This window comes from Arthrobacter glycogeni (genome assembly GCF_054511155.1).
The window spans coordinates 82,537-106,181 of record NZ_JBTNDE010000004.1 but is presented as its reverse complement, the minus strand read 5'-3'; the positions used below and the strand labels follow the sequence as shown (position 1 = coordinate 106,181).

Here is a 23,645-nt window from a genome sequence, read left to right as displayed (position 1 = left end):
GGATGGAACACGCACATGACTGAGGGCGACGACAGCCTTACTCCGATCAAGCCTGCCGAATCGGAACTACTGGTGGTGACCGGCATGTCCGGCGCCGGCAGAAGTACGGCCGCCAACGCCCTGGAAGACCACGGCTGGTACGTGGTCGAAAACCTGCCACCCCAGATGCTGGGCACCCTCACCGAGTTGGTGGCCCGGATGCCGCAGTCCATCCCGAAGCTCGCTGTCGTCGTCGACGTCCGCAGCCAGGAACTGTTCCACGATATCCGGGGGTCCCTGCAGGCGCTCCGCACGTCGGGCGTCAATTACCGGGTCCTCTTCCTCGATGCCGCCGATGATACGCTCGTGCGGCGGTTCGAGCAGGGTCGCCGGCCCCACCCGCTCCAGGACGAGGGACGGATCCTCGACGGGATCGCCGCCGAACGGGAAGTGCTGAAGGAACTCAAAGAGGCGTCCGATCTGGTGGTTGACACGTCCCTGCTGAACGTCCATGCCCTCGCCACGACCATCACCGAACTGTTCTCCGAGTCCGGCCCGATCGTCCTGCGGATCAACGTCATGAGCTTCGGCTTCAAGTACGGGCTGCCAGTCGATTCCAACTACGTTGCCGACGTCCGCTTCATTCCCAACCCGCACTGGGTACCACTGCTGCGGCCCCAGACCGGACTCGACCAGCCGGTCCGCGACTATGTGCTGGGAGCCACCGGCGCAGCGGACTTCGTGAACCGGTACGTCCACGCCCTGGAACCCGTGCTGGAGGGGTACCGGCGTGAGAACAAGCATTACGCGACCATCGCGATCGGGTGCACCGGTGGCAAACACCGGTCAGTGGCAGTCACCGAGGAGATCGCCAAGCGGCTTGCACAGCAGCCGCGTCTGCAGGTCACCGCGCATCACCGTGATCTGGGCAGGGAATAGTGGCTATTCTCACGGGGTCCCTGCCGATGCTGCCGGCGGCGGCTGCGAATCGGCGCGGGTCCGGCCCGCAGGAAAACGCACCCTCGGTGGTCGCTCTGGGCGGCGGCCACGGATTGTCGTCGTCACTCTCCGCCCTGCGGCTGCTCACCTCCGAGCTGACTGCCGTGGTGACGGTGGCCGACGACGGCGGATCGTCCGGCAAGCTCCGTAAGGAACTCGGTGTGCTTCCCCCGGGCGACCTGCGGATGGCCCTCGCCGCCCTGTGTGATGACACGGACTGGGGACGTACCTGGCGTGACGTGATGCAGCACCGGTTTACCTCCCGGCACGGTGAGGAAGGGGCGCTGGACAACCACGCGCTGGGCAACCTGCTGATTGTCACCCTCTGGGAACTGCTCGGCGATCCCGTGGCCGGGCTGCAATGGGCCGGCGCGCTCCTGGGCGCGCGGGGCCGGGTCCTCCCGATGGCCAGCGTGCCGCTGACCATCGAGGGTGACGTGCTCGCGGAGGTCGATGGCGCGCTGCGCATGCGGACCGTCAGCGGACAATCGCAGCTTGCTGTCGCCGGAAGTGCCGGGAACGTCAACAACGTCCGGCTCCTCCCCGCCGGCGCCCCGGCCTGCGTGGACGCGCTCACCGCTGTTGAACTGGCTGATTGGGTGATCCTCGGGCCGGGTTCCTGGTACACGTCGGTGCTCCCGCATCTGCTCCTCCCGGAGCTTCGGGATGCACTCTGCAGCACCACTGCAAAGCGGTGCCTGACCATGAATCTTAGCAATGAAACCAAGGAAACCGTTGGCATGTCAGCGGTCGACCACCTTGCGGTGATCAGACGGTACGCCCCGGAATTCACAGTGGATGTGGTGATCGCCGATCCAGCGGTGATCGGCGACCGCGCCGAGTTCGTTGCCGCCGTCGCCGAGATGGGGGGCCGTGCCATGTTGGGTAAAGTAGGCTCTTCAACGGGCAAACCTGTTCATGATCCGCTGCGGCTCGCAACCGCGTTTCATGACATGTTTGGCGAAAACTAATCGATCTGAGGGTGTATTTGTGGCGCTGACTGCGGACGTAAAAGAGGAGCTGTCGCACCTCCCTGTCAAGAAGTCATCGGTTCGCAAAGCCGAGGTTTCCGCCCTGCTGCGATTCGCGGGCGGGCTGCACATCATCTCCGGCAGGATCGTCATCGAAGCCGAGGTTGACCTCGCCTCGACGGCCCGCCGGCTGCGCACCACCATCGCCGAGGTTTACGGGCACAACAGCGAGATTATCGTCGTCTCCGGCGGCGGTCTGCGCCGTGGTAACCGGTATGTGGTGCGGGTGGTGCGCGACGGCGAATCCCTCGCCCGCCAGACGGGTCTGCTCGACAACCGGGGCCGGCCGGTGCGCGGCCTGCCATCCGCCGTCGTCAACGGATCGACTGCCGACGCGGAGGCAGTGTGGCGCGGCGCCTTTCTGGCGCACGGCTCCCTGACCGAACCGGGCCGATCCTCCTCGCTGGAGGTCACCTGCCCCGGACCGGAGTCGGCGCTGGCCCTGGTCGGCGCGGCGCGGCGTCTGGGCATTGCCGCCAAGGCCCGCGAGGTCAGGGGAGTGGACCGGGTGGTGATCCGCGACGGTGACACCATCGCGGCCCTGCTCACCCGGATGGGCGCCCATGATGCGCTCATGGTGTGGGAGGAACGCCGGATGCGCAAAGAGGTGCGGGCCACGGCCAACCGGCTGGCCAACTTCGATGACGCTAACCTGCGGCGGTCGGCCCAGGCCGCGGTAGCCGCCGGTGCCCGGGTGGAACGCGCCCTGGAAATCCTGGGTGAGGGGGTTCCCGACCACCTCAAGTACGCCGGCGAGTTGCGGGTTGCGCACAAGCAGGCGAGCCTCGACGAGCTGGGTGGGCTGGCCGACCCCCCCATGACCAAAGACGCCATTGCCGGGCGCATTCGACGCCTGCTCGCCATGGCCGACAAGCGGGCCATCGAGATTGGCATCCCCGGAACTGAAGCCAATGTGACTGCCGACATGTTGGACGAGTGAATCTCTGCATAGGATGGAAGCGGCATGGCAACACCACCGACACCGGTGGTGTGCCATACGGTATTGAACCAACTACGGTGTCTGACCCGGTGCGGTGCCACATCACCCACGGCGGCAGACCAACCTGGAGGAATTCGTGAGCGAATACGTACTGCCCGAACTGAACTACGATTACGCTGCGCTGGAGCCGCACATCTCCGCACGCATCATGGAGCTCCACCACAGCAAACACCACGCTGCCTACGTCAAGGGCGCCAACGACGCGATGGCTCAGCTGGCAGAGGCGCGGGAAAAGGGCGACTTCGGTAACATTTCGAAGCTTTCCAAGGACCTCGCCTTCCACACCGGCGGCCACATCAACCACTCGGTCTTCTGGAACAACCTGTCACCGGACGGCGGCGACTCCCCTGACGGAGAGCTTGCGGCAGCCATCGACGACGCCTTCGGCTCGTTTGACAAGTTCCGTGCCCAGTTCAGCGCAGCTGCCCTCGCCCTGCAGGGATCCGGCTGGGCCTTCCTCGCCTACGAGCCCATCGGCGGGAACCTCGTCATTGAACAGCTCTACGATCAGCAGGGCAACGTCGCGGTGGGTACCACCCCGCTGCTCATGCTGGACATGTGGGAGCACGCCTTCTACCTGGACTATGTCAACGTCAAAGCCGACTACGTCAAGGCGTTCTGGAACATCGTGAACTGGGCCGACGTCGCCAAGCGTTTCACCGCGGCCCGCACCTCGGCGACGTCCCTGATCGTCGTCGGCTAGCACAGCAGGCCCAGCGCCCTCACGGGCGCATCCGGGACGCCGTCCCACGGCGGCGTCCCGGCCCACAACCTCAATACAGTTCAAGGAGATAGAACAAGTGACTACTCGTGTAGGTATCAACGGCTTCGGTCGAATCGGGCGTAACTTTTTTCGCGCCGCACTGGAACAGGGCGCTGACCTGGAAATCGTTGCGGTCAACGACCTCACCAGCCCTGAGGCGCTGGCCCACCTCCTGAAGTACGATTCCGTCACCGGACGGCTCGCCGCGACGGTAGAGGTCAAGGACGGAAACATCGTCGTGGACGGCAAGTCCATCCGGGTGCTCGCCGAGCGCGACCCCGCGAACCTGCCGTGGCAGGAACTGGAGGTGGACATCGTTGTTGAGTCCACGGGTTTCTTCACCAAGGCAGCCGACGCGCGCAAACACATCGACGCCGGTGCGAAGAAAGTTATCATTTCCGCGCCAGCCTCCGATGAGGACATCACCGTGGTGCTCGGCGTCAACGACGACCTGTACGACCCCGAGAACCACCACATCATCTCGAACGCGTCCTGCACCACCAACTGCCTCGGGCCGTTGGCGAAAGTGCTCAACGACAACTTCGGCATCGAGCGTGGCCTGATGACCACCATCCACGCCTACACCGCCGACCAGAACCTGCAGGACGGCCCGCACAACGACCTCCGCCGCGCGCGCGCCGCCGCCATCAACATGGTTCCCACCTCAACTGGGGCCGCGAAGGCCATCGGCTTGGTCCTCCCCGAGCTGAAGGGGAAGCTGGACGGCTACGCCATCCGCGTGCCGGTCCCGACCGGCTCGGCCACCGACCTGACCGTGACCGTGTCACGCGAAGTGACCGTCGAGGAAGTCAACGCCGCCTACCAGGCCGCCGCTGCCGAGGGCAAGCTGAAGGGCTACCTCTCCTACACCGACGCGCCGATCGTGTCCTCGGACATCGTGGGCGACCCCGCCTCATCGATCTTCGACTCGGGTCTGACCAAGGTCATCGGCAACCAGGTCAAGGTTGTCGGCTGGTACGACAACGAGTGGGGCTATTCGAGCCGCCTCGTCGACCTGACCAAAATCGTCGCCTCCAAGCTCTCCTAGTACCCAAGGATCGATAGTGGCCTCCTCCCTTGATGACCTGCTCAGCACCGGCGTCCGTGGACGCACAGTACTGGTGCGGTCAGACCTGAACGTCCCGCTCGACGCCTCGGGCACAGCCCCGCGGGTGACCGACGACGGCCGGCTTCGGGCCTCCCTGCCAGTCCTGCGCAAGCTGACGGGGGAGGGGGCTTCAGTGATTGTGATGGCTCACCTCGGACGCCCGAACGGCAGCCCTGACGGGCGGTATTCGCTGAAACCCGCCGTGGACCGGCTCGCGGAGCTGGCTGATTTCCCCGTCACGCTGGCGGCTGACACCACGGGGGAGGACGCCCGGGGGCATGCCGCCGCCCTGACCGGTGGCAGTGTGCTCGTACTTGAGAATGTGCGCTTCGATGCCCGGGAGACCAGCAAGGACGACGGCGAACGTCGGGCCTTCGCCACCGAGTTGGCCGCGCTGACCGGCGACAACGGCGCCTATGTGGACGATGCCTTCGGCGCCGTCCACCGGAAACATGCGAGCGTCTACGACATCGCGTCGCTTCTGCCGTCCTACCAGGGCGACCTGGTGCAGGCCGAGGTCGAGGTACTGCGCCGCCTCACCGGGGAACCAGTTGCCCCGTTCGTGGTGGTCCTCGGCGGTTCCAAGGTCTCCGACAAACTCGCTGTGATCGAGAACCTGATGGGGACGGCAGACCGGATCCTGGTCGGCGGCGGCATGGTCTTTACCTTCCTCGCGGCCCAAGGCCATGCGGTCGGTGCAAGTCTGCTGGAGGATGACCAGCTCGACGCCGTCAAGGGGTACCTGGCGCGTGCAAAGCAGGCCGGTACGGAGTTTGTCCTGCCGACCGACATCGTGGTGGCTGAACGGTTCGCCGCCGACGCCGCCCACGAGACTGTCGCGGCCGACGCTATCGAGGCAAGTTCCTTTGGCTCCGGGGGACTGGGCCTCGACATTGGGCCGGTCTCGGGTGCTGCCTTCGCAGAGTCGATCGCCACGGCCGGAACGGTCTTCTGGAACGGCCCGATGGGCGTGTTCGAGTTCGACGCGTTCTCCGGCGGCACCAAAGCCGTGGCGCAGGCGCTGACCGACGCCACAGCACGCGGAGCGCTGACCGTCGTGGGAGGCGGCGACTCCGCAGCAGCCGTGCGGTCGCTTGGCTTCACCGATGACCAGTTTGGCCACATCTCTACCGGCGGAGGTGCCAGCCTCGAGTACCTCGAAGGCAAGGAACTCCCCGGACTGACAGCCCTCGGGCAGTAGGAGCAGCACATGACTTCCTCAACCAACGGCACGTACGACCGCCGACCACTGATTGCTGGCAACTGGAAGATGAACCTGGACCACGTCCAGGGCATCACCTTGCTACAAAAGCTTGCCTGGACCCTCGACGACGCCGGTCACGATTACCAGCGCGTCGAGGTGGCGGTGTTCCCTCCGTTCACTGACCTGCGCGGAGTACAGACCCTGGTCCGTGGCGACGACCTGCAGACCGTGTACGGGGGCCAGGATCTTTCACCCCACGATTCCGGCGCCTACACCGGCGACATTTCGGGTCAGTTCCTCAAGAAGCTTGATTGCAGCTACGTCCTGGTCGGCCACTCCGAACGCCGGGCCATCCATCAGGAGAGCGACGAGCTCCTGAACAGTAAGGTGCAGGCCGCGTTCAGGCACGCCCTGACCCCCATCATCTGCGTCGGGGAAGGGCTCGACGTCCGTCAGGCCAACAACCATGTGCAGCACACCCTGAGCCAGCTGCGCGGCGGTATCGCCGGGTTGAGCGCCGAACAGGTCGCAGACCTGGTGGTCGCCTACGAACCGGTCTGGGCTATCGGCACCGGCGAAGTCGCCGGGCCGGAAGACGCGCAGGAGATGTGCGCAGCCCTGCGCGCCGAGCTCACCTCGCTGTACGACGCGGAGACGGCCGGAAAGGTCAGGATGCTCTACGGCGGATCAGTCAAGGCTGCCAATGCCGGCTCAATTCTGAAGGGCCGCGACGTCGACGGCCTGCTGGTCGGCGGGGCCAGCCTGGACGCCGCCGAGTTTGCTAGTATTGTCAGGTTCGAACATCTCCTGGTCACTGACTAAGCTCTGATCCGACTCCGGTCGATCACGCACGTCGGTTACCCCTGAAAGGCCACTGTGGACATTCTCCGAATCATCTTGCTGGTGCTCCTTGGCGTCACCAGCTTGCTGCTCACCCTTCTCATCCTGCTGCATAAGGGCCGCGGCGGTGGCATGTCTGACATGTTCGGTGGCGGCATGACCAGCAGTATGGGTTCGTCGGGCGTTGCCGAACGGAACCTGAACAGGTTCACCGTTGCCCTGGGCCTGTCCTGGGGTGTCGTGATCGTGTCGCTGGGCTTGATCCAGCGTTTCGCCGAGTGACCCTTCCCGCTTAATTTCCCGCGTTAGCCACCATGTGCTGGGTTCTGCATTGGGCGTAGACTGACCTTGTTGTCAGAGCCTAGTCCAGGAGCAATCCATGGTTAACGCGGGAAACGCATTTAAGGGCACACGGGTCGGAACTGATTCCTACGGGGGGATGGCCGGTTGGCAGGCCGAGTCCGGGCGAAGACCCGCTGTGGTGGACCGAACCGTCGTGAGCTACTGGTGTATCGAGAACCACGAAACCAAACCGACGTTCGCCAAACTTCACGACGACGAGATTCCCGAGGTGTGGGAGTGCGGTCGGTGCGGCCGTGCGGCGGGCAGGCTACCAGGGGTGGAACCCCTGGTGGACGGCGTCGAACCGTACAAAAGCCACCTCCAATACGTCAAGGAACGGCGTACCGAGGAAGAAGCAGCCAGCGTGCTGGAGCAGGCGCTCCGGAATCTGCGGGAGCGACGGTCCGGTCTCAGTGGCGGCCTAGCCTCCTAGACCGTTCCGATGTCACTGCTTTAACTGTCACTGCTGTCATTGTCACTGCTGAAGGTATCACTGCTGAAGTTATCACTGTCATCGCCGGCGATGAGGCGGCCAGGCAGTTGGGCCGCTGCCTCCTGATCGATCAGCCAGAGTGTCTTGCGGCGGCCGCGGGCTCCCGCCGCTGGCACCTGAATGGGCCCGGCGCCCGCCAGGGCCAGCCCCACGGCACCGGCTTTGTCCTGGCCACCGGCTGCAATCCAGATTTCCTCTGCCGAGTTCAGTGCTTCAAGGGTGAGGGAGATGCGAAGCGCTGGCGGTTTCGGGGCGTCTGATACGCCCACCACCGTCTGTTCCCTGGTCCGGATTCCTTGCATCTCGGGAAACAGGGAGGCGATGTGGGCATCGGGTCCAACGCCCAGCAGCAGCACGTCGAACCGGGGGAGACGGGAGTCCTGGCCGTCGTCGTCGCCCGGCTCCGCCCGGTCCCCTGAGTGTGCCCGGTCCGCGTCGGCAGCGTCCTGGAGCCGAGCTGCGTAGTCGGCGGCAGCCGCGTCCTGGTCCGGGAAATCGTCGCTGGAACCAAACTCGTGGACCTGGGATCCGGCCAGACCGAGCTTACCGAGGAGGGCTTCCTTCGCCTGGACGGCATTCCGTTCGGGGTCAGTTGAGCTGAGGAAGCGTTCGTCGCCCCACCAGAAATCAACCCTGCTCCAGTCCACCGCCGAGCAGGCCGGGGAATCGGCGACGGCGGCAAGGGCAGCAGTGCCGAGCGAGCCGCCGGTGAGCACCACGGTGGCTGACCCGCGTTCGTTCTGGATATCGACCAGCCGGGTGATCAACCGTGCAGCGACTGACGCTGCGAGCAGGGCAGAATCGGGGTGGATGCTTACTTTGGGGTCAGCGTTCACTGGGACGCACGCTCCTTAGATTGGTCCGGGCGAGCCCCTCCATGATGACTTCACCAAATACCTCATCCGGGTCAAGACGGCGGAGCTCTTCTGCGAGACAGTCTTGCAGGCTGCGCCGCGGCAGTGAAATCCGCTGCACCGGTTGCCCAGGCTGGTACAGTTCGGCGACGGCCAGGTGGGGCCGGTTCAGTTCAACGTCGCCGGCGGGACGGGACAGCCGCACCCGCCGTAGGCCGGTTCCGGCGGGTCCCGCGGCGATGGTGACCGGGGCGTCGAGAGCCAGGGTGAGCCAGGCGGCGAGCAATACGGTGCTGGGCGAATCGTCGGCACCCTCGACGGTGACCGACCTGATCGGGGAGTCATCGATCTGATCGAGGACCGCAGCCAACTGGATCCGCCAGTTCGTCAGGCGTGTCCAGGCCAAATCAGTGTCACCGGCGGCGTACGTATCCCTGATGGTGAAAAGCGCGGCCACCGGGTCGGGTTCGTTGGCCGTATCGGTGATCCGGCGGTGCGCGATGCTCCCGATCGAGGTCATGGCCGCGTTCGCCGGTGCACCGTGGGGCCACCAGGCCACGATGGGCGCGTCGGGGAGCAGCAGCGCCGACACAAGGGACTCATTCTCCTCGGAGAGCTGACCGTACCCCTTGAGGACAATCACTTCCGAGGCGCCTGCGTCCCCGCCGACGCGGATCTGCGCGTCCAACCGGGTATCCTCGTCCCCTGCGCCGAGGGCGAGGACGATGATGCGGCAGGGGTGTTCCCTGCTCGCCAGGTTCGCCGCGAGGATCGCTTCCTCCTCATTGCCTGAGCTGGTAACAACCACGAGGGTGAGGACCCGGCCGAGCGCGACGACGCCGCCCTTGTCCCGCAGGGTCATGATTTCCTTGGACACCTTCGACGTGGTGGTGTCGGGCAGTTCAACGATCATGGCCTGCGCCACGTCCTTCCATCACGGGCGAGGAGCTCATCCGCCGAGGCGGGCCCCCAGCTCCCCGGCACATACTTCTCGGGCTGGTCTCCGAGGCTGGCCCAGTACTCCTCGAACGGGTCGAGGATCTTCCAGGACAGCTCGACCTCCTCATGCCGGGGGAACAGGGGCGGCTCCCCGAGCAGTACATCGAGGATCAACCGCTCATAGGCCTCCGGGCTGGATTCGGTGAACGAATGTCCGTAGCCGAAGTCCATGGTCACGTCCCTGACCTCCATCTGCGTGCCGGGAACCTTGGACCCGAACCGGATGGTGGCACCCTCGTCGGGTTGCACCCTGATGACCACGGCGTTCTGGCCGAAGTCGTCCTCGCCGTGGTCCCGGAACAGCAGGTTGGGTGCGCGTTTGAAGACGACGGCGATCTCGGTCACCCGCCGTCCCAGCCGCTTGCCCGCCCTCAGATAGAACGGCACTCCGCTCCAGCGACGGGTATGGATGTCCAGGCGGAGGGCGGCGAAACTCTCCGAAGTGGAATGAGCGGGGATGCCCTCTTCCTCAAGGAAACCCTTCACCAGTTCGCCGCCCTGCCAGCCGGCGTCGTACTGACCCCGGGCAGACGAACCCGACAGATCCTCGGGCAGCTTGACAGCGGCAAGGACCTTCTCCTTTTCCGCCCGCAGGTCATTGGCGTTGAAGGAGATCGGCTCCTCCATGGCTGTCAGGGCCAGGAGTTGCAGGAGGTGGTTCTGGATCACGTCGCGGGCGGCGCCGACGCCGTCGTAATATCCTGCCCGGCTCCCGATGCCGATGTCCTCGGCCATGGTGATTTGGACGTGGTCAACGTAATTGGCGTTCCACAGCGGTTCGAACAGCTGGTTGGCGAAACGGAGGGCCAGGATGTTCTGGACCGTCTCCTTACCGAGGTAATGGTCAATCCTGAAGACTGCATCCGGCGGGAAGACCTGTTCAACGATGGCGTTCAGCTCACGGGCCGACTGCAGGTTGTGGCCGAACGGCTTTTCGATGACCACCCGGCGCCACTGGCCCTCGCCGGGCTGGGCCAGACCGTGCTCGGAGAGCTTCTGGCAGACCAGCTCGAAGTCCTTCGGCGGGATGGACAGGTAGAACGCGTGGTTCCCGCGGGTCCCGCGACATGAATCGAGTTCCTCAAGGGTGACTCCGAGCCGGGCGAAGGCGTCGTCGTCGTCGAAATTACCTTGGACAAAACGGATCCCGGCCGAGAACTGTTCCCACACCGTCTCGTCGAACGGGGTACGCGAGTACTGGGTGACGGCGTCGCGCACCTCTGTGACGAACCGTTCGTCATCCCATTCCCGGCGGCCGAACCCGATCAGCGCGAAGCTCGGAGGGAGCAGTCCCCGGTTGGCGAGGTCGTAGATTGCCGGCATAAGTTTCTTGCGGGCTAGGTCCCCGGTTACACCGAAGAGCACCAGCGAGGACGGCCCGGCTATCCGGCTGAGTCGCCGGTCGCGGGGGTCCCGTAGCGGGTTGGTGGACCGTCCCTCTGCAGAATCCTGCACTACGCTGTACCGCTTTCATTGGATGCCCGCTGGCCGGCGGCCCCGCCCAGCAGATGGGTGATCACCTGGGTGAGCTGGTCGATCCCGGCGGCGCGGTCGGCGAGGTGTAGGCGCAGGACTGGACGCCCCTTGCCGGCCAGTACTTGGGCGTCGCCCGCCGCCTGGGCGGTGATCAGCTCGCCGAAGGTGAACGGCCGGTCGGGGATGGCCAGATCGTCGGCTGCCGCGCCGGTGATCGACAGGTACACGCCCTGCGCGGGTCCACCCTTGTGGAACTGGCCGGTGGAGTGGAGGAAGCGCGGTCCCCAGCCAAAGGTGACGGGACGGCCGGTGAGTGAGGCGAGTGGCGACCTGATCTCCTCGAGCGACGCCTGCACTGAGCGGTCCAGATAGGCCTGGACCGAAAGGTAGCCGTTCGGGCTGAGTGTTGCGAAGAGGTTCCGGAGTGCATCCCCGAGCGTGCTGGCGTCGCCGAGGAGCTCGCTGTCGCCGCGGATCTCCACCGCGCCGTCCACGAAGTCCGCCGGGGCCGTCTCGGGCTGCGCGTCGAGTAGTCCGCGCGCCGCGATCTTGGCCGCCTCGACGTCGGGCTGGTCGAACGGGTTGATGCCCAGGAGACGCCCGGCTACTGTGGTGGCGAATTCCCACACCAGCAGCTGGCTGCCCAGGCTACCGCTGACCGTGACCTGGTGTCCGACGGGTTCGATGTCGGTGTCCGCTGCGGTGAGGCGGACGGCGAGGACGTCGTCGTCGGCGGTGAGGATCTCCGGCGCACCCTCTTCGGCGACCACGGGGAGGACCCCGGTGCCCAGCTTGCCGGTGGACTCGGCGATGAGCTGCTCGGCCCAGTCGGCGAGGCCGGGAATTCCCGACGCCTCGTCGGCGAACACGATCTTGTCCCGCAGGGGGGCGGTGGCGCCCAGCACAGCACCGAGCCGCAGCCCGATATTGGTGGGATCGTCCTCGCCCAGGAACTCTACCGTTTCCTCGGCGTCGTCGAGCAGGGCATCGAGGTCGACGCCCGCGAGACCCGAGGGGACCAGGCCGAAGGCGGTGAGCGCCGAGTACCGGCCGCCGACGTTGGGGTCAGCGTTGAACACCGCACGGTAGCCCGCTTCGCGCGCGGAGGCGTCCAGCGGCGACCCGGGATCGGTGACGATGACCACGCGGGTAAGCGGGTCGATGCCGGCAGCGGCGAAAGCTGCCTCGAATATCCGTCGCTGCGAGTCGGTCTCCACCGTCGACCCCGACTTCGAGGACACCACCACGGCCGTCTCTGCCAGCCGGTCCTCAACCGTCCGGCGCACCTGGTCGGGATCCGTTGAATCGAGCACTGTCAGTTCGACGCCGGCCGTCTGGGTGATCACTTCGGGTGCCAGCGAGGAGCCGCCCATCCCGCACAGGACGATCCGGCTGACGCCGTCGGCCTGCAGGGTGGCCCGCAACTCCATGATCCCCGGGACGAGGCTGCGGGAGGCACCGATGAGGTCTACCCAGCCCAGGCGGACCGCCGCTTCCGACTCAGCGTCGCCACCCCACAGGGTGGGATCCTTGGCCATCAGACGCGACGCCACCCGATCCTCGACGAGGGTGCCGGTCACGCGGTCGATGGCTTCCTGGGCGGCACCGGCCGCCGCGAGCGTCATGGAGCTCATAGACTAGCCCTTCGCCGTATCCAGTGCGGTTCGAACAGTCTCGAGGAGTTCTTCCCAGCTGGCCACGAATTTGTCCAGGCCTTCGACCTCCAACTGCTGCACGACCTCGACGTAGGAGACGCCGAGGTTCTCGAGGTTGTTGAGCACCGCGTTGGCGTCGTCGTAGGTCCCGGTGATTGTGTCACCGGTGATGACTCCGTGGTCGGCGGTGGCTTCGAGGGTCTTCTCCGGCATGGTGTTCACCACGCCGGGCGCGACCAGTTCCGTGACGTACAGGGTGTCCGGAAGGGCCGGATCCTTGACGCCGGTGGAGGCCCAGAGCGGGCGTTGACGCCGGGCACCGGCGGCGTCGAGGACTTCCCACCGTTCGGTGTCGAAGAGCTCCTCATACACCTGGTAGGCGAGCCGGGCATTCGCGAGCCCGGCCTTGCCCTTCAGCGCTGCCGCCTCGTCGGTGCCGATCGCGTCAAGGCGCTTGTCGATCTCGCTGTCCACGCGGGACACGAAGAAGGAAGCCACCGAGTGGATGGTGGAGAGGTCGTACCCGTTTTCTTTAGCCTGCTCAATGCCCAGCATGAAAGCGTTGATCACGGCGCGGTAGCGTTCCAGCGAGAAGATCAGGGTGACGTTGACGCTGATGCCCTCGGCAATGGTCGCGGCGATCGCCTCGAGGCCTTCAACGGTGGCGGGAATCTTGATCAGGACGTTGGACCGCTGCACCTTGGCGTGGAGGCGCTTCGCTTCAGCGATGGTCCCCTCGGTGTCCTTCGACAGACGCGGGTCAACCTCGATGGACACCCGGCCGTCGACGCCACCCGTGCTCTTCGCGGCGGCAGCGAAAATGTCGCAAGCCTGTGCCACATCGTGGGTGGTGATATCAAAGACTGCGTCGTTGACCGGGACATTGGCAGCCGCCAGTGCCTCGACCTGGGTGGCGTAGGACTCGCCCTGCTGCAGGGCGGCGGCGAAGATGCTCGGGTTGGTGGTGACACCCACCACGTTGCGCTCTTCAATCAGGTGCTTGAACGCCCCCGAGTTGATGCGCTCCCGTGAGAGGTCGTCGAGCCAGATGGATACGCCTGCGGCCGAGAGGTCTGCCGTGGGGGTGGAAGTCATAGGGGGTCTCCTTGAATTGTCGACGATTACTGCTGGTCGCCGGTTTCTGATGATGAGGGACCGGACCAGGCCGGTGTGCCATTCGGTGCGCGGTGCTTCCCGGCAACGGCGATCGAATCGCGGGCTGCCTGGACCACCGCGTCGGTGGTGATGCCGAACTCGGTGAACAGCCGCTTGTAGTCGGCTGAGGCCCCGAAGTGTTCCAGCGAGACTGACCTGCCGGCGTCGCCAATGAGCTCGCGCCAGCCCAACGCCACGCCGGCCTCCACGGAGACCCGCGCCTTGACGTCCCCGGGAAGGACCGATTCGCGGTACGACTCGTCCTGCCGGTTGAACCATTCGAGGCTGGGCATGGAGACAACGCGGGCGTTGATACCTTCGGCCTGCAGGGTGGCGCGCGCTTCAACGGCCAGCTGTACCTCGGACCCGGTGCCGATCAGGATGACGTCGGGTGTTCCGTTGGCGGCCTCGGCCAGCACATAGGCGCCCCTGGCGGTGCCCTCGGCCGAGCCGAAGGTGTCGCCGTCGGCGGCACCCGTTCCGCGCTGATAGGTAGGAATATTCTGCCGGGTGAGCACAATTCCGGCCGGGTTCCCGGTGTTCTCCAGGATGGTGCGCCACGCGACCGCAACCTCGTTCGCGTCACCGGGGCGAACGACGTCGAGCCCCGGGATAGCGCGCAGTGCAGCCAACTGCTCCACCGGCTGATGGGTGGGTCCGTCCTCGCCGAGACCAATTGAGTCGTGGGTCCAGACGTAGATGGAGGGAACGCCCATCAGGGCACCCAGCCGGATGGCTGGCCGCTGGTAGTCGCTGAAGATCAGGAAGGTACCGGAAAATGCCCGGGTGCTGCTATGCATGACAATGCCGTTGACGATCGCTGCCGCCGCGTGCTCGCGGATGCCGAAGTGCAGGACCCGGCCGTAGGGGTTGCCCTGCCAGGCGTCGGTCTGCTTGCCGGCCGGGATGAATGACGGCGAACCTTCGATCGTGGTGTTGTTGGATTCCGCCAGATCAGCGGAGCCGCCCCATAGTTCGGGAAGGACCGGACCGATGGCGGACAGCACCTTGCCCGACGCCGCCCGCGTGGAGACGTCCTTGCCTGCTTCGAACGTGGGCAGGGCGTCGTCCCAGTTGTCGGGGAGGGTCCGCGACGCGATCCGGTCCAGGAGGGTCGCGTTATCGGGGTTGGCCTGCTGCCAAGCACCGAAAGACTCCTCCCACTCGGCGCGGAGGGCCTGCCCGCGGTCGGTGACCTGGCGGGCGTGCTCAAGCACCTCGGGTGCGACGTCGAAATGCCTGGCCGGATCGAGCCCGAGGGCCTCCTTCAGGGCGGCCACCTCGTCGGCGCCCAGCGCTGAGCCGTGAATCTTTCCGGTGTTCTGCTTGGTCGGCGCTGGCCAACCAATGATGGTCCGCAGGGACACAATGGAGGGCTTGCTGGTTTCATCCCGCGCGGCGGTCAGTGCCCGGTGGAGTTCCTCAATGTCTTCGACGTAGTCGCCGGTTTTGGTCCAGTCGACCCGCTGGACGTGCCAGCCGTAGGCCTCGTAGCGGCCCAGCACGTTCTCGGTGAACGCGATATCGGTGTCGTCTTCGATGGAAATGTGGTTCTCGTCGTAGAGCACCACCAGGCTGCCGAGTTCCTGATGCCCAGCTAGGGACGAAGCCTCGGCTGTAACGCCCTCCTGGAGATCGCCGTCGGACGCAATGGCCCAAATGGTGTGATCAAACGGGCTTTCGCCGGCCGCCGTGTCGGGGTCCATCATGCCGCGCAAGCGGCGCTGGGCGAAGGCGAAGCCGACCGCCGCGGCAAGGCCCTGGCCGAGGGGACCGGTGGTGATTTCGACGCCGGGGGTATGGCGGTATTCGGGGTGTCCGGGGGTTTTTGAGCCCCAGGTGCGCAGGGACTTCAGGTCCTCGAGTTCGAGCCCATACCCGGAGAGGAAAAGCTGGATGTAGAGGGTCAGCGAGGTGTGGCCCGGCGACAAGACGAAACGGTCGCGTCCCGTCCATTCGGGCTGGGAGGGGTCGTGCCTGATCAGTTTCTGGAACAGGAGGTAGGCTGCGGGGGCCAGGCTCATCGCCGTGCCGGGGTGACCGTTGCCCACCTTCTCCACAGCGTCTGCGGCCAGCACGCGGACTGTGTCCACCGCGCGGTCATCCAGGTCAGTCCAGGTCAGTTCTTGTGTGTTAAGCTGCGGCACGAAACCTTAGCCCCTCTCTGTGCTCCTCGGCCAGCGCCGCGGCGCCCTGTGGGACCGGCAATTGCCGTCTTTGCGCACCGAACCAACTGGCCGTTCACCGTTGTCAAATCTGCATTCTGGCTACCCTCGCCCCGAGACCGCTGGTGTGGACCGGCGGATACGGACTGGGCATAACTATCACCCTATCGCTTTGGGCTGTTTTTCAAATTCCAAAGCCACATCGTGACGCGTGGAGTCACCCGGCACACACGGTCACCGGAAGTTCTACACGACGTAAAATCTGAAGGGGAGGGGACGGTATGATGAGAGAGGACTTTCCCCCCAGCAGAAACGGCAGTGTTACCTCGTGAAGACCGAGCAGGATCCGCGCCTTGCCAGCACAACGGGCACCCGTACGGGTTTCAAACGGAAGGCAAAAGCCTACCTCGCTCTGACTAAGCCTCGAGTCATCGAGCTGCTGCTGGTGACCACCCTGCCCACCATGATCTTCGCCGAGGGCGGTTTGCCCGAGGTGTGGCTGATGATTTCGACAATGGTCGGCGGCGCCCTGGCCGCAGGAAGTGCCGGTTCGTTCAACTGCTACATCGACCGGGACATTGACAAGGTCATGCACCGGACCGAGAAGCGGCCACTGGTGACCGGAGAGGTCACACCGCGTGAAGCGTTGATCTTCTCCTGGGTCCTCGGCATCGCGGCCATCACCGTCCTCTGGTTTGGTGCAAATCCGTTGGCTGCAGGTCTTGGCGTTGCCGCGATTTTCTTCTACGTGGTGGTGTACACGCTGATCCTCAAGCGTCGCACCCCGCAGAACATCGTCTGGGGCGGCCTTGCAGGGTGCATGCCCGTGCTGATTGCCTGGGCAGCGGTGACCAACACCGTCGAGTGGCCCGCCGTCGTCCTCTTCCTGATCATCTTCCTGTGGACGCCCCCGCACTACTGGCCGCTGTCCATGAAATACAGCGATGACTACAACGCGGCGAAGGTCCCCATGCTGGGAGCGATCGCGGGGGCCCGCGTCGTCTCCGTCCAGGTGGTCCTCTACGCCTACGCTACGGTCGCCTGCTCGCTGCTCCTGATCCCCGTGGGTGGAGCCGGTTGGGTGTTCACTGTGGCAGCCGTCGCGGCCGGGATCTGGTTCCTGTCCGAAACGCACAAGCTCCACAACTCGGCGGTCCGTGGCACCGTCACTGACAAAGGTTCGATGAAGGTCTTCCACGGGTCGATCAGCTACCTCACCGTGATCTTCCTGGCGCTGGCCATCGACCCGTTCATCGGCGGCCCGGTCGTCTGACCGGCCGGTGCGGCACCTGTCATCGGTGGCGGCTCGACTTCCACTCCGGGTGCCCAAGTGTGGTGCTGCATCCCCTTTGAGACCGCGTAACGCGCAGGTTTGCTCAGGTTCTCGACCCCAACCCGGGTGTCGAACACCTACACGCCGCGCCCGGACGCCGTCGGGCAGCACAACCTGAGCAAACCTGCACAGCCCCACCGGGCGGCCCGGTCGTCTGACCGGCCGGTGCGGCTAGCATGATCACATGGTATTCAACGGTCTTATCGCGTACCCGGTCACTCCCTTCCACGAGAACGGTGACATCAACTTTCCCGAGCTGACCTCCCTGGTGTCCTCCCTGGCGTCGTCGGGGGTCGACACCATCGCTGTCCTGGGTTCGTCGGGGAGTTTCGCCTACCTGAGCGCCGCTGAACGCTCGAAGGTGGCTGCAACAGCCGTCGACGCCGCACGGCAGGCCGGCACCGGCGTCCCCGTGGTGGTGGGGATCAGCTCGGTCGGCACCCGGGAAGTGCTCGACGCCGCCCGCGACGCTGAGCGCGCCGGCGCTGCTGGCGTGGTGCTCTCCCCAGTCTCGTACGTGCCGTTGAACAACGATGAGGTCGCCGCGCAGACGGCTGCCGTGTGCGACGTGACGTCCCTGCCCATCTGCCTCTACAACAACCCCGGCACCACCCAGTTCCATTACGACCTCGAACTGGTCGCCGAGCTCCTCACCCTGCCCAACGTGCAGGCGTTCAAGGACACCACCGCGGACGTCACCGGTTTCCGGCAACGCTACGACCGGCTGCGGTCGCTGACCGACCAGCCCTTCAGCCACGGGCTGAGCGGTGACCTGCTGATCGCTTCGGGAGAACTGGCGGCCGACGCCTGGCACACCGGCCCCGCCGCGCTGCTCCCACTGGCGTACACCGAGTTTCGGGCGGCGGTGCTTGAAGGGGATGCGGCCCGGATCGACGAGTCACGGCGCCTCCTGCTGCCGGTGGTGCAGGCGGTCCTGCGGTTGCGGAAACTCAGCGGGCTCCACTCCCTGGCGAAGGCCTGCGGTGTGGATGCCGGCGAGCCACGGCTGCCGGTGCTGCCCGTTCCCGGCAGCGAACAACGTGATCTGGCCCGGCTGGTTGATGCGCTGGAGGTTACCGGCCGTCTCTGAGGGCCGCACGATCAGCGGTTGCCCCACCGTTGGCCTGCTCCGCTGACACCTGATCCTGACAGTTGACTGCCAGGTACAGGGCATTTGCCATCGCCGCAGTGAGAACCGACGCCCCGAGCATGTGCAGAGCCACCAACGCGACAGGCAGGTGCAGAAAGTGCTGGAGGTAGCCGATGGCGCCCTGCGTCAGGACCACCGCAGCGAGAACAAGAACCGACGTTTTCAGCCGGGGTGCGACCGGCCTGCGGTACACCAGCACCAGCGCGACGACGACGGTGAGGACCAGCAGGTAGACGGGCGCCGCATGGATCCGCGTCATCAAATCCGGGTCAAGGTTGTTTCGGGCGGCGCCGGCGTCCCCGGCATGCGGGCCCGACCCCGTCACGATGACGCCCAGCATAACGGCGATGGCCGTCAACACCGCAGCAGCGGTCAGGATCTGGCGCACCAGCCGTGACCCTGACGGCGCAGCGGTACCCGCCGCTTGCACGGTGGTGAGCCTGACCCGGTTGACGAGTACGGTCGCCAGCACAATCAGAACCATCGACACGATGAAGTGCCAGCCCACCACCCACGGGTTGAGCTGCGTCAGGACCGTAATTCCCCCGAGGATGGCCTGGGCCGGAATACCAGCGGCGAGGGCGAGGGCGAGCCGGAACAGATCCTTGCGTTCCTTCCGCGAATTCCAGAGGGACACCACCATGGCGATGGCAATGGCGGTCAGCACGAAGGTCAACAACCGGTTCCCGAACTCGATGACCCCGTGGATGCCCATCTCCGGCGTATTGACGATCGACGTGGATGTGCACCGCGGCCATTCCGGGCAGCCCAACCCTGAAGCGGTCAGCCGGACGGCTCCGCCGGTTACCACAATCATGATCTGGGAAACCAGGGATGCGACCGCCAACCCGCGGACCAGCCGGGAGGTGGTGTGCGGTAGTTTCGCCGTGATGCGGCCCCTGCCGTCAGGTGCAGTTTGTGTCATGTGTGCTAACTCCATTTGAACCAGCGAATAGCGGCCAGGCTGGACAGGGTAGCCCATCCCACCAGAATGAGGAATGCCGGAAGATTGAAGACCCCATCGATCAGCGCCGACCGCAATCCGTCACCCAAGGCCGACGACGGCAGGACGTCGACGACCGGCTGAATCGACTCGGGCAGCAGGCTCCCCGGAAGGACAATCCCGCCGGCAACCGCCAGCAGAATCCATACCAGGTTGGTCACCGCGAGAGTGGCCTCGGGTCGCAGCGTCCCAGCCACGAAAAGGCCCAGAGCAGTGAACGCGGCCGCACCGATGATGAGCTGGGCAAGCCCGAACAGCATTCCGGTGGGATCGGGACGCCACCCCAACAGGGCGGCCGTGGAACCGATCACCGCCAACTGCACCGCCAGGACGACAACGACGCCGAGCGCCTTGCCGAAGATCAGGCCGGGTTTGCCTAGGGGAGTGGTGGACAGGAAGCGCAAAACCCCGTAGCGGCGGTCGAATCCGGTGGCGATGCCCTGGCCGGTAAACGCAGTGGACATGGCGCAGAGCGCGATGATCCCTGGGGTGGCCGCGTCGATGCGGCTTCCAGCCATCCCGTCGAGGAACGGCGTGAGGGTCAGCACCACCAGGCCCAGCAGCGGCAGGGCGATGGCGAGGACCAGCTGCTCCCCATTGCGCAACATGGACAGCGCCTCGTAGCGGCCCTGCAGCAGGATCCGCCGGGTCAATGGAGCGGCAGCACTCATCGGATCTCCCGACCGGAAATGTCGAGGAACACGTCTTCCAGTGACCGCGGCTCCATGGTGATTGAGGCAGGGATGATTCCTGCTTCTTCCCACCATCGTGCCAGTCCTGTCAGGTCCGCTGGGGTGAAGCAGCCGGCCACCGAGTAGCGGCCCGGCTCGGTCTCGCGGAAGGTCAGGCCGGGAAACGCGTCGGCCAGCAGGGTGAGGCCGGGGATGGCCTGGAAACGCAGGTCGCGGTAAGTATCGCCGGCGTCGTCGGCTGTCAGGTCGGCAACGGTGCCGTGCGTCACCGTGCGTCCGGCATCGAGAATGTAGACGTAGTCGGCAAGTTTTTGGGCGTCGTCGAGCAGGTGGGTGGTCAGAATAATCGCCAGGCCCTCGGCGCGCAGCTCACGGATCAGCTCGAAGACGATGGTGCGTGACTGGGGATCCAGGCCGGCGCTGGGTTCGTCGAGGAAGAGCACTTCGGGGTTGCCGATGAGCGCGCAGGCCAACGCGAGCCGCTGCTTCTGACCACCGGATAGCCGCCGGATGCCGGTCGTGGCGTAAGAGTTGATGCCCAGCCGGTCGGCAAGTTCGGCAACCGGACGCGGTGAACCGTACATTGCTGCAACGTGGTTGAGCAGGGCCAACGGCCGGGCCGACGGCGGCAGCCCACCTTCCTGCAACATCACGCCCACCCTGCTCCGCAGCGCAGCGCCAGCGTTGAACGGGTTCTCCCCGAGGAGTCTGACCGTCCCGCTGTTTGGACGCTGCAGACCCTGGGCGCACTCAAGGGTGGTGGTCTTGCCGGCACCGTTGGCTCCGAGGAGTGCCGTGACCTGCCCGGGGTAGGCTTGGAGGTGGACGCCGTCGAGCACCCTGACCATTTTGCCGTCAAGCGAAGAAACGGGTCCAAAGTCCTTGATGAGCGCGTTGACTTCCAGCGCGGGAGAGGGATTTGGCACCCCATGATTCTACGGCATGTAGTAGCTTCGTCATTCCCTCTGCCACGCCTCTGGGTAGCCTCACCTTACTGGAACTGGGGAACAGATTAGGACATGATTATGTTGTCTATTGTGTGAGGACAGGATTGCTGTGGACTCACCACGACCACGAATAGCTGCAGCGCAGAATCCGGAGGAGGCGACATGACCCAGGCATACCCATCCAGCGCGGTTCCGGCTGCTGTGCTTTCGGTTGATGCGTACCCGGCCGACGCCGTCCGCCCCCATGAGGTTGAAGACCGGACCCGCAGCAAGGTGCTTGCGGCGGTCCTTGAGCACGGTCCCGTCAGCGCAGCCGAACTCGGCGAGCGGCTGGGATTCACCCCCGCAGCAGTGCGGCGCCATCTCGACGCCCTCTCCCGCAAACAGCTGATTGAAGTCAAGCTCGTCGGCAACCCGTCATCGGGTGCCGGCCGGCCCGCACGCCGTTATGTTCTCAGCCAGCGCGGGCAGGCTGAGCTGGGGACCGACTACCTGTCAATCGCCAAAGCCGCTTTGACCCAACTCCAAGACGTGGCGGGGCCCGACGCTGTCGAACAGTTTGCCCGTACCAGGTTCGCTGAGATGGAATCCCGGTACCGCCCTCTGGTGGAGGCCGCTGGCCCGGATCTTGAAGACCGCGCCAAGGCGTTGGCCGCTGCATTGACTACCGACGGATTCGTCGGGTCCACCACAGTGCTGGGCCGGAACGCGCCCAACGCTGCGATGCTGGCCGTCCAACTCTGCCAGGGCCATTGCCCCGTTCAGGAGCTGGCGGCCGAATTCCCTTCGTTCTGCGACCAGGAGACCGAAGTGTTTTCCCGACTGCTCGGCGTCGATGTGCGGCGGCTGTCCACGCTCGCCCGCGGTGGCCACGTCTGCACCACCCATATTCCTGTGGGCCGGGTTACGCCGGCCCACGCCGGGGCAGACACCCCCGGAACCGAACCGATCGTATCCATCCATCAGCAAGAAAGGCCGTGATGACGGATCAAGTAGACCAAAAGAGAATGGCTGAGCCAGCCGTTCCCGAGGCAGTTATCAGCGACATCCTGGAGCGAAACCCCGAGCTCGAAGGCATCGGCAACTATGCGTTCGGTTGGTCCGACAAGAACGACGCCGGCGCCAACGCCAAGCGGGGTCTCAGCGAAGAGGTGGTTCGTGACATCTCGTCGAAGAAAGACGAGCCCGAATGGATGCTTGATCTGCGCCTGAAAGGTCTCAAATACTTCGACCGGAAGCCCATGCCCGCGTGGGGTGCCGACCTTTCCGGCATCGACTTCGACAACATCAAATACTTCGTCCGGTCCACCGAGAAGCAGGCCGGCAGCTGGGAAGAACTCCCCGAGGACATCAAGAACACGTACGAGAAGCTGGGGATCCCCGAGGCCGAGCGTAACCGCCTGGTTTCCGGCGTCGCAGCCCAGTACGAGTCCGAGGTGGTCTACCACCAGATCAACGAGGAGCTCGAACGCCAGGGTGTGATCTTCATGGACACCGACACCGCGCTGAAGGAACACCCCGAGTTCTTCGAGGAATACTTCGGCTCCATCATCCCGGTGGGCGACAACAAGTTCGCCTCACTGAACACGGCCGTCTGGTCCGGTGGTTCGTTTGTGTACGTGCCGCCCGGCGTCCACGTCGAGATCCCGCTGCAGGCCTACTTCCGCATCAACACGGAGAACATGGGCCAGTTCGAGCGGACCCTCATCATCGCCGATGAGGGCTCCTACGTGCACTACATCGAGGGCTGCACCGCCCCGATCTACACGTCCGACTCGCTGCACTCAGCCGTCGTCGAGATTGTGGTGAAGAAGGACGCCCGGGTCCGGTACACCACCATCCAGAACTGGTCGAACAACGTGTACAACCTGGTCACCAAGCGGGCCATCGCCCACGAGGGCGCCACCATGGAATGGGTTGATGGCAACATCGGCTCGAAGGTCACCATGAAGTACCCGGCCGTCTACCTGGTGGGGGAGCACGCCAAGGGCGAGACCCTGTCCATCGCCTTCGCCGGCGAGGGGCAGCACCAGGACACCGGCTCGAAAATGGTGCACATCGCGCCGAACACGAAGTCGTCGATCATCTCGAAGTCGGTGGCCCGTGGCGGTGGACGTGCCGCCTACCGCGGCCTGGTCCAGGTCCGTGAGGGCGCCACCCACTCGGCTAACACGGTGCGGTGCGACGCGCTGCTGGTCGATACAATCTCCCGGTCCGACACATACCCGTACGTCGACATCCGTGAGGACGACGTCACCATGGGCCACGAGGCAACTGTCTCGCGGGTCAGCGAAGAGCAGCTGTTCTACCTGATGTCCCGCGGCATGCCCGAGGACGAGGCCATGGCGATGATCGTGCGTGGGTTTATCGAGCCCATCGCGCGGGAGCTCCCCATGGAGTACGCGCTGGAACTGAACCGCCTGATCGAACTCCAGATGGAAGGGGCAGTAGGCTGAC

At 65.2% G+C, this 23,645-nt stretch carries 22 protein-coding genes; 13 read left to right on the top strand and 9 right to left on the bottom strand.

Features of this window, described 5'->3' with window-relative positions; all coding sequences use genetic code 11:
• The first annotated feature begins 15 nt into the window (after positions 1-15).
• The 9 genes from rapZ to ACX80O_RS04170 all read left to right on the top strand — a co-directional run bounded on the left by rapZ (position 16) and on the right by ACX80O_RS04170 (position 7,699).
• Entirely contained in the window at positions 16-918 is a 903-nt protein-coding gene (gene rapZ / locus ACX80O_RS04210) for an RNase adapter RapZ (protein ID WP_459307367.1), read from the top strand.
• Positions 918-1,949 (top strand): gluconeogenesis factor YvcK family protein, encoded by a 1,032-nt coding sequence (locus ACX80O_RS04205; protein WP_459332632.1) that lies wholly within the window; start codon positions 918-920, stop codon positions 1,947-1,949. Before rapZ ends, ACX80O_RS04205 begins: the two co-directional genes overlap by 1 nt.
• Before the next feature lie 19 nt (positions 1,950-1,968).
• Positions 1,969-2,949 carry a DNA-binding protein WhiA gene (whiA, locus tag ACX80O_RS04200; protein ID WP_459307365.1) on the top strand — a complete coding sequence of 327 codons (981 nt, stop codon included), beginning with the start codon at positions 1,969-1,971 and terminating at the stop codon, positions 2,947-2,949.
• A 136-nt stretch (positions 2,950-3,085) separates the two neighbouring features.
• A complete protein-coding gene (locus ACX80O_RS04195) occupies positions 3,086-3,712 on the top strand; it encodes a superoxide dismutase (RefSeq protein ID WP_459332631.1) in 627 nt (208 codons plus the stop codon).
• Positions 3,713-3,809: 97 nt separating this feature from the next.
• Positions 3,810-4,820: a type I glyceraldehyde-3-phosphate dehydrogenase gene (gene gap / locus ACX80O_RS04190; protein ID WP_459332630.1), complete on the top strand. Its 1,011-nt coding sequence runs from the start codon at positions 3,810-3,812 to the stop codon at positions 4,818-4,820.
• Positions 4,821-4,833: 13 nt separating this feature from the next.
• Positions 4,834-6,081 carry a phosphoglycerate kinase gene (locus ACX80O_RS04185; RefSeq protein WP_459332695.1) on the top strand — a complete coding sequence of 416 codons (1,248 nt, stop codon included), beginning with the start codon at positions 4,834-4,836 and terminating at the stop codon, positions 6,079-6,081.
• Positions 6,082-6,090: 9 nt separating this feature from the next.
• Entirely contained in the window at positions 6,091-6,906 is an 816-nt protein-coding gene (tpiA, locus tag ACX80O_RS04180; protein WP_459307362.1) for a triose-phosphate isomerase, read from the top strand.
• A 54-nt stretch (positions 6,907-6,960) separates the two neighbouring features.
• Complete coding sequence (gene secG / locus ACX80O_RS04175) at positions 6,961-7,206, top strand: preprotein translocase subunit SecG (RefSeq protein ID WP_459307361.1); 246 nt, start codon at positions 6,961-6,963, stop codon at positions 7,204-7,206.
• Positions 7,207-7,303: 97 nt separating this feature from the next.
• On the top strand, positions 7,304-7,699 hold the full coding sequence (locus ACX80O_RS04170) for an RNA polymerase-binding protein RbpA (protein WP_459307360.1): 396 nt from the start codon (positions 7,304-7,306) through the stop codon (positions 7,697-7,699).
• Positions 7,700-7,719: 20 nt separating this feature from the next.
• Here the strand turns inward: ACX80O_RS04170 and pgl are convergent, their stop codons facing one another.
• Genes pgl through tkt form a run of 6 tightly spaced genes read right to left on the bottom strand, consistent with a single transcriptional unit; the run spans position 7,720 to position 16,045 of the window.
• Positions 7,720-8,595, bottom strand: coding sequence for a 6-phosphogluconolactonase (gene pgl, locus ACX80O_RS04165; protein ID WP_459332629.1), 876 nt, complete (start codon positions 8,593-8,595; stop codon positions 7,720-7,722).
• Positions 8,585-9,526: a glucose-6-phosphate dehydrogenase assembly protein OpcA gene (locus ACX80O_RS04160; protein WP_459332628.1), complete on the bottom strand. Its 942-nt coding sequence runs from the start codon at positions 9,524-9,526 to the stop codon at positions 8,585-8,587. Before ACX80O_RS04160 ends, pgl begins: the two co-directional genes overlap by 11 nt.
• On the bottom strand, positions 9,523-11,067 hold the full coding sequence (zwf, locus tag ACX80O_RS04155; RefSeq protein ID WP_459307357.1) for a glucose-6-phosphate dehydrogenase: 1,545 nt from the start codon (positions 11,065-11,067) through the stop codon (positions 9,523-9,525). Before zwf ends, ACX80O_RS04160 begins: the two co-directional genes overlap by 4 nt.
• Complete coding sequence (locus ACX80O_RS04150; RefSeq protein WP_459332627.1) at positions 11,067-12,722, bottom strand: glucose-6-phosphate isomerase; 1,656 nt, start codon at positions 12,720-12,722, stop codon at positions 11,067-11,069. Before ACX80O_RS04150 ends, zwf begins: the two co-directional genes overlap by 1 nt.
• A gap of 3 nt (positions 12,723-12,725) precedes the next feature.
• Positions 12,726-13,838 carry a transaldolase gene (gene tal / locus ACX80O_RS04145; RefSeq protein WP_459332626.1) on the bottom strand — a complete coding sequence of 371 codons (1,113 nt, stop codon included), beginning with the start codon at positions 13,836-13,838 and terminating at the stop codon, positions 12,726-12,728.
• Positions 13,839-13,864: 26 nt separating this feature from the next.
• Entirely contained in the window at positions 13,865-16,045 is a 2,181-nt protein-coding gene (tkt, locus tag ACX80O_RS04140) for a transketolase (RefSeq protein ID WP_459307354.1), read from the bottom strand.
• 346 nt (positions 16,046-16,391) lie between these two features.
• Between tkt and ACX80O_RS04135 the strand changes: the two genes are divergently transcribed.
• Positions 16,392-17,336: a heme o synthase gene (locus ACX80O_RS04135; protein ID WP_459307353.1), complete on the top strand. Its 945-nt coding sequence runs from the start codon at positions 16,392-16,394 to the stop codon at positions 17,334-17,336.
• A gap of 244 nt (positions 17,337-17,580) precedes the next feature.
• A complete protein-coding gene (locus ACX80O_RS04130) occupies positions 17,581-18,486 on the top strand; it encodes a dihydrodipicolinate synthase family protein (protein WP_459307352.1) in 906 nt (301 codons plus the stop codon).
• On the opposite strand, the gene ACX80O_RS04125 is transcribed toward ACX80O_RS04130, so the two are convergent.
• From ACX80O_RS04125 to ACX80O_RS04115, 3 genes are read right to left on the bottom strand one after another with little or no spacing between them, the layout of a single operon-like run.
• The gene (locus tag ACX80O_RS04125) at positions 18,470-19,471 is read right to left on the bottom strand and encodes a COX15/CtaA family protein (RefSeq protein WP_459307351.1); all 1,002 of its coding nucleotides are present in this window, start codon (positions 19,469-19,471) and stop codon (positions 18,470-18,472) included. The genes ACX80O_RS04130 and ACX80O_RS04125 overlap by 17 nt on opposite strands.
• A gap of 5 nt (positions 19,472-19,476) precedes the next feature.
• Positions 19,477-20,220: an ABC transporter permease gene (locus ACX80O_RS04120; RefSeq protein WP_459332625.1), complete on the bottom strand. Its 744-nt coding sequence runs from the start codon at positions 20,218-20,220 to the stop codon at positions 19,477-19,479.
• Positions 20,217-21,167, bottom strand: coding sequence for an ABC transporter ATP-binding protein (locus ACX80O_RS04115; protein ID WP_459332624.1), 951 nt, complete (start codon positions 21,165-21,167; stop codon positions 20,217-20,219). Before ACX80O_RS04115 ends, ACX80O_RS04120 begins: the two co-directional genes overlap by 4 nt.
• 183 nt (positions 21,168-21,350) lie before the next feature.
• Between ACX80O_RS04115 and ACX80O_RS04110 the strand changes: the two genes are divergently transcribed.
• Both ACX80O_RS04110 and sufB read left to right on the top strand, forming a co-directional pair.
• Positions 21,351-22,169, top strand: coding sequence for a helix-turn-helix transcriptional regulator (locus tag ACX80O_RS04110; protein WP_459307348.1), 819 nt, complete (start codon positions 21,351-21,353; stop codon positions 22,167-22,169).
• Positions 22,169-23,644 carry a Fe-S cluster assembly protein SufB gene (gene sufB / locus ACX80O_RS04105; RefSeq protein WP_459307347.1) on the top strand — a complete coding sequence of 492 codons (1,476 nt, stop codon included), beginning with the start codon at positions 22,169-22,171 and terminating at the stop codon, positions 23,642-23,644. The genes ACX80O_RS04110 and sufB overlap by 1 nt, the downstream gene beginning before the upstream one ends.
• Position 23,645: the final 1 nt, after the last annotated feature.

Bases quoted from the DNA above. Each gene is read 5' to 3' on its own strand.
- ACX80O_RS04110 (WP_459307348.1), top strand. From the start codon at position 21,351: ATGACCCAGGCATACCCATCCAGCGCGGTTCCGGCTGCTGTGCTTTCG.
- ACX80O_RS04160 (WP_459332628.1), bottom strand. From the start codon at position 9,526: ATGATCGTTGAACTGCCCGACACCACCACGTCGAAGGTGTCCAAGGAA.
- ACX80O_RS04170 (WP_459307360.1), top strand. From the start codon at position 7,304: ATGGTTAACGCGGGAAACGCATTTAAGGGCACACGGGTCGGAACTGAT.
- sufB (WP_459307347.1), top strand. From the start codon at position 22,169: ATGACGGATCAAGTAGACCAAAAGAGAATGGCTGAGCCAGCCGTTCCC.
- tal (WP_459332626.1), bottom strand. From the start codon at position 13,838: ATGACTTCCACCCCCACGGCAGACCTCTCGGCCGCAGGCGTATCCATC.
- tpiA (WP_459307362.1), top strand. From the start codon at position 6,091: ATGACTTCCTCAACCAACGGCACGTACGACCGCCGACCACTGATTGCT.
- ACX80O_RS04150 (WP_459332627.1), bottom strand. From the start codon at position 12,722: ATGAGCTCCATGACGCTCGCGGCGGCCGGTGCCGCCCAGGAAGCCATC.
- ACX80O_RS04125 (WP_459307351.1), bottom strand. From the start codon at position 19,471: ATGACACAAACTGCACCTGACGGCAGGGGCCGCATCACGGCGAAACTA.
- rapZ (WP_459307367.1), top strand. From the start codon at position 16: ATGACTGAGGGCGACGACAGCCTTACTCCGATCAAGCCTGCCGAATCG.
- ACX80O_RS04130 (WP_459307352.1), top strand. From the start codon at position 17,581: ATGGTATTCAACGGTCTTATCGCGTACCCGGTCACTCCCTTCCACGAG.
- ACX80O_RS04120 (WP_459332625.1), bottom strand. From the start codon at position 20,220: ATGAGTGCTGCCGCTCCATTGACCCGGCGGATCCTGCTGCAGGGCCGC.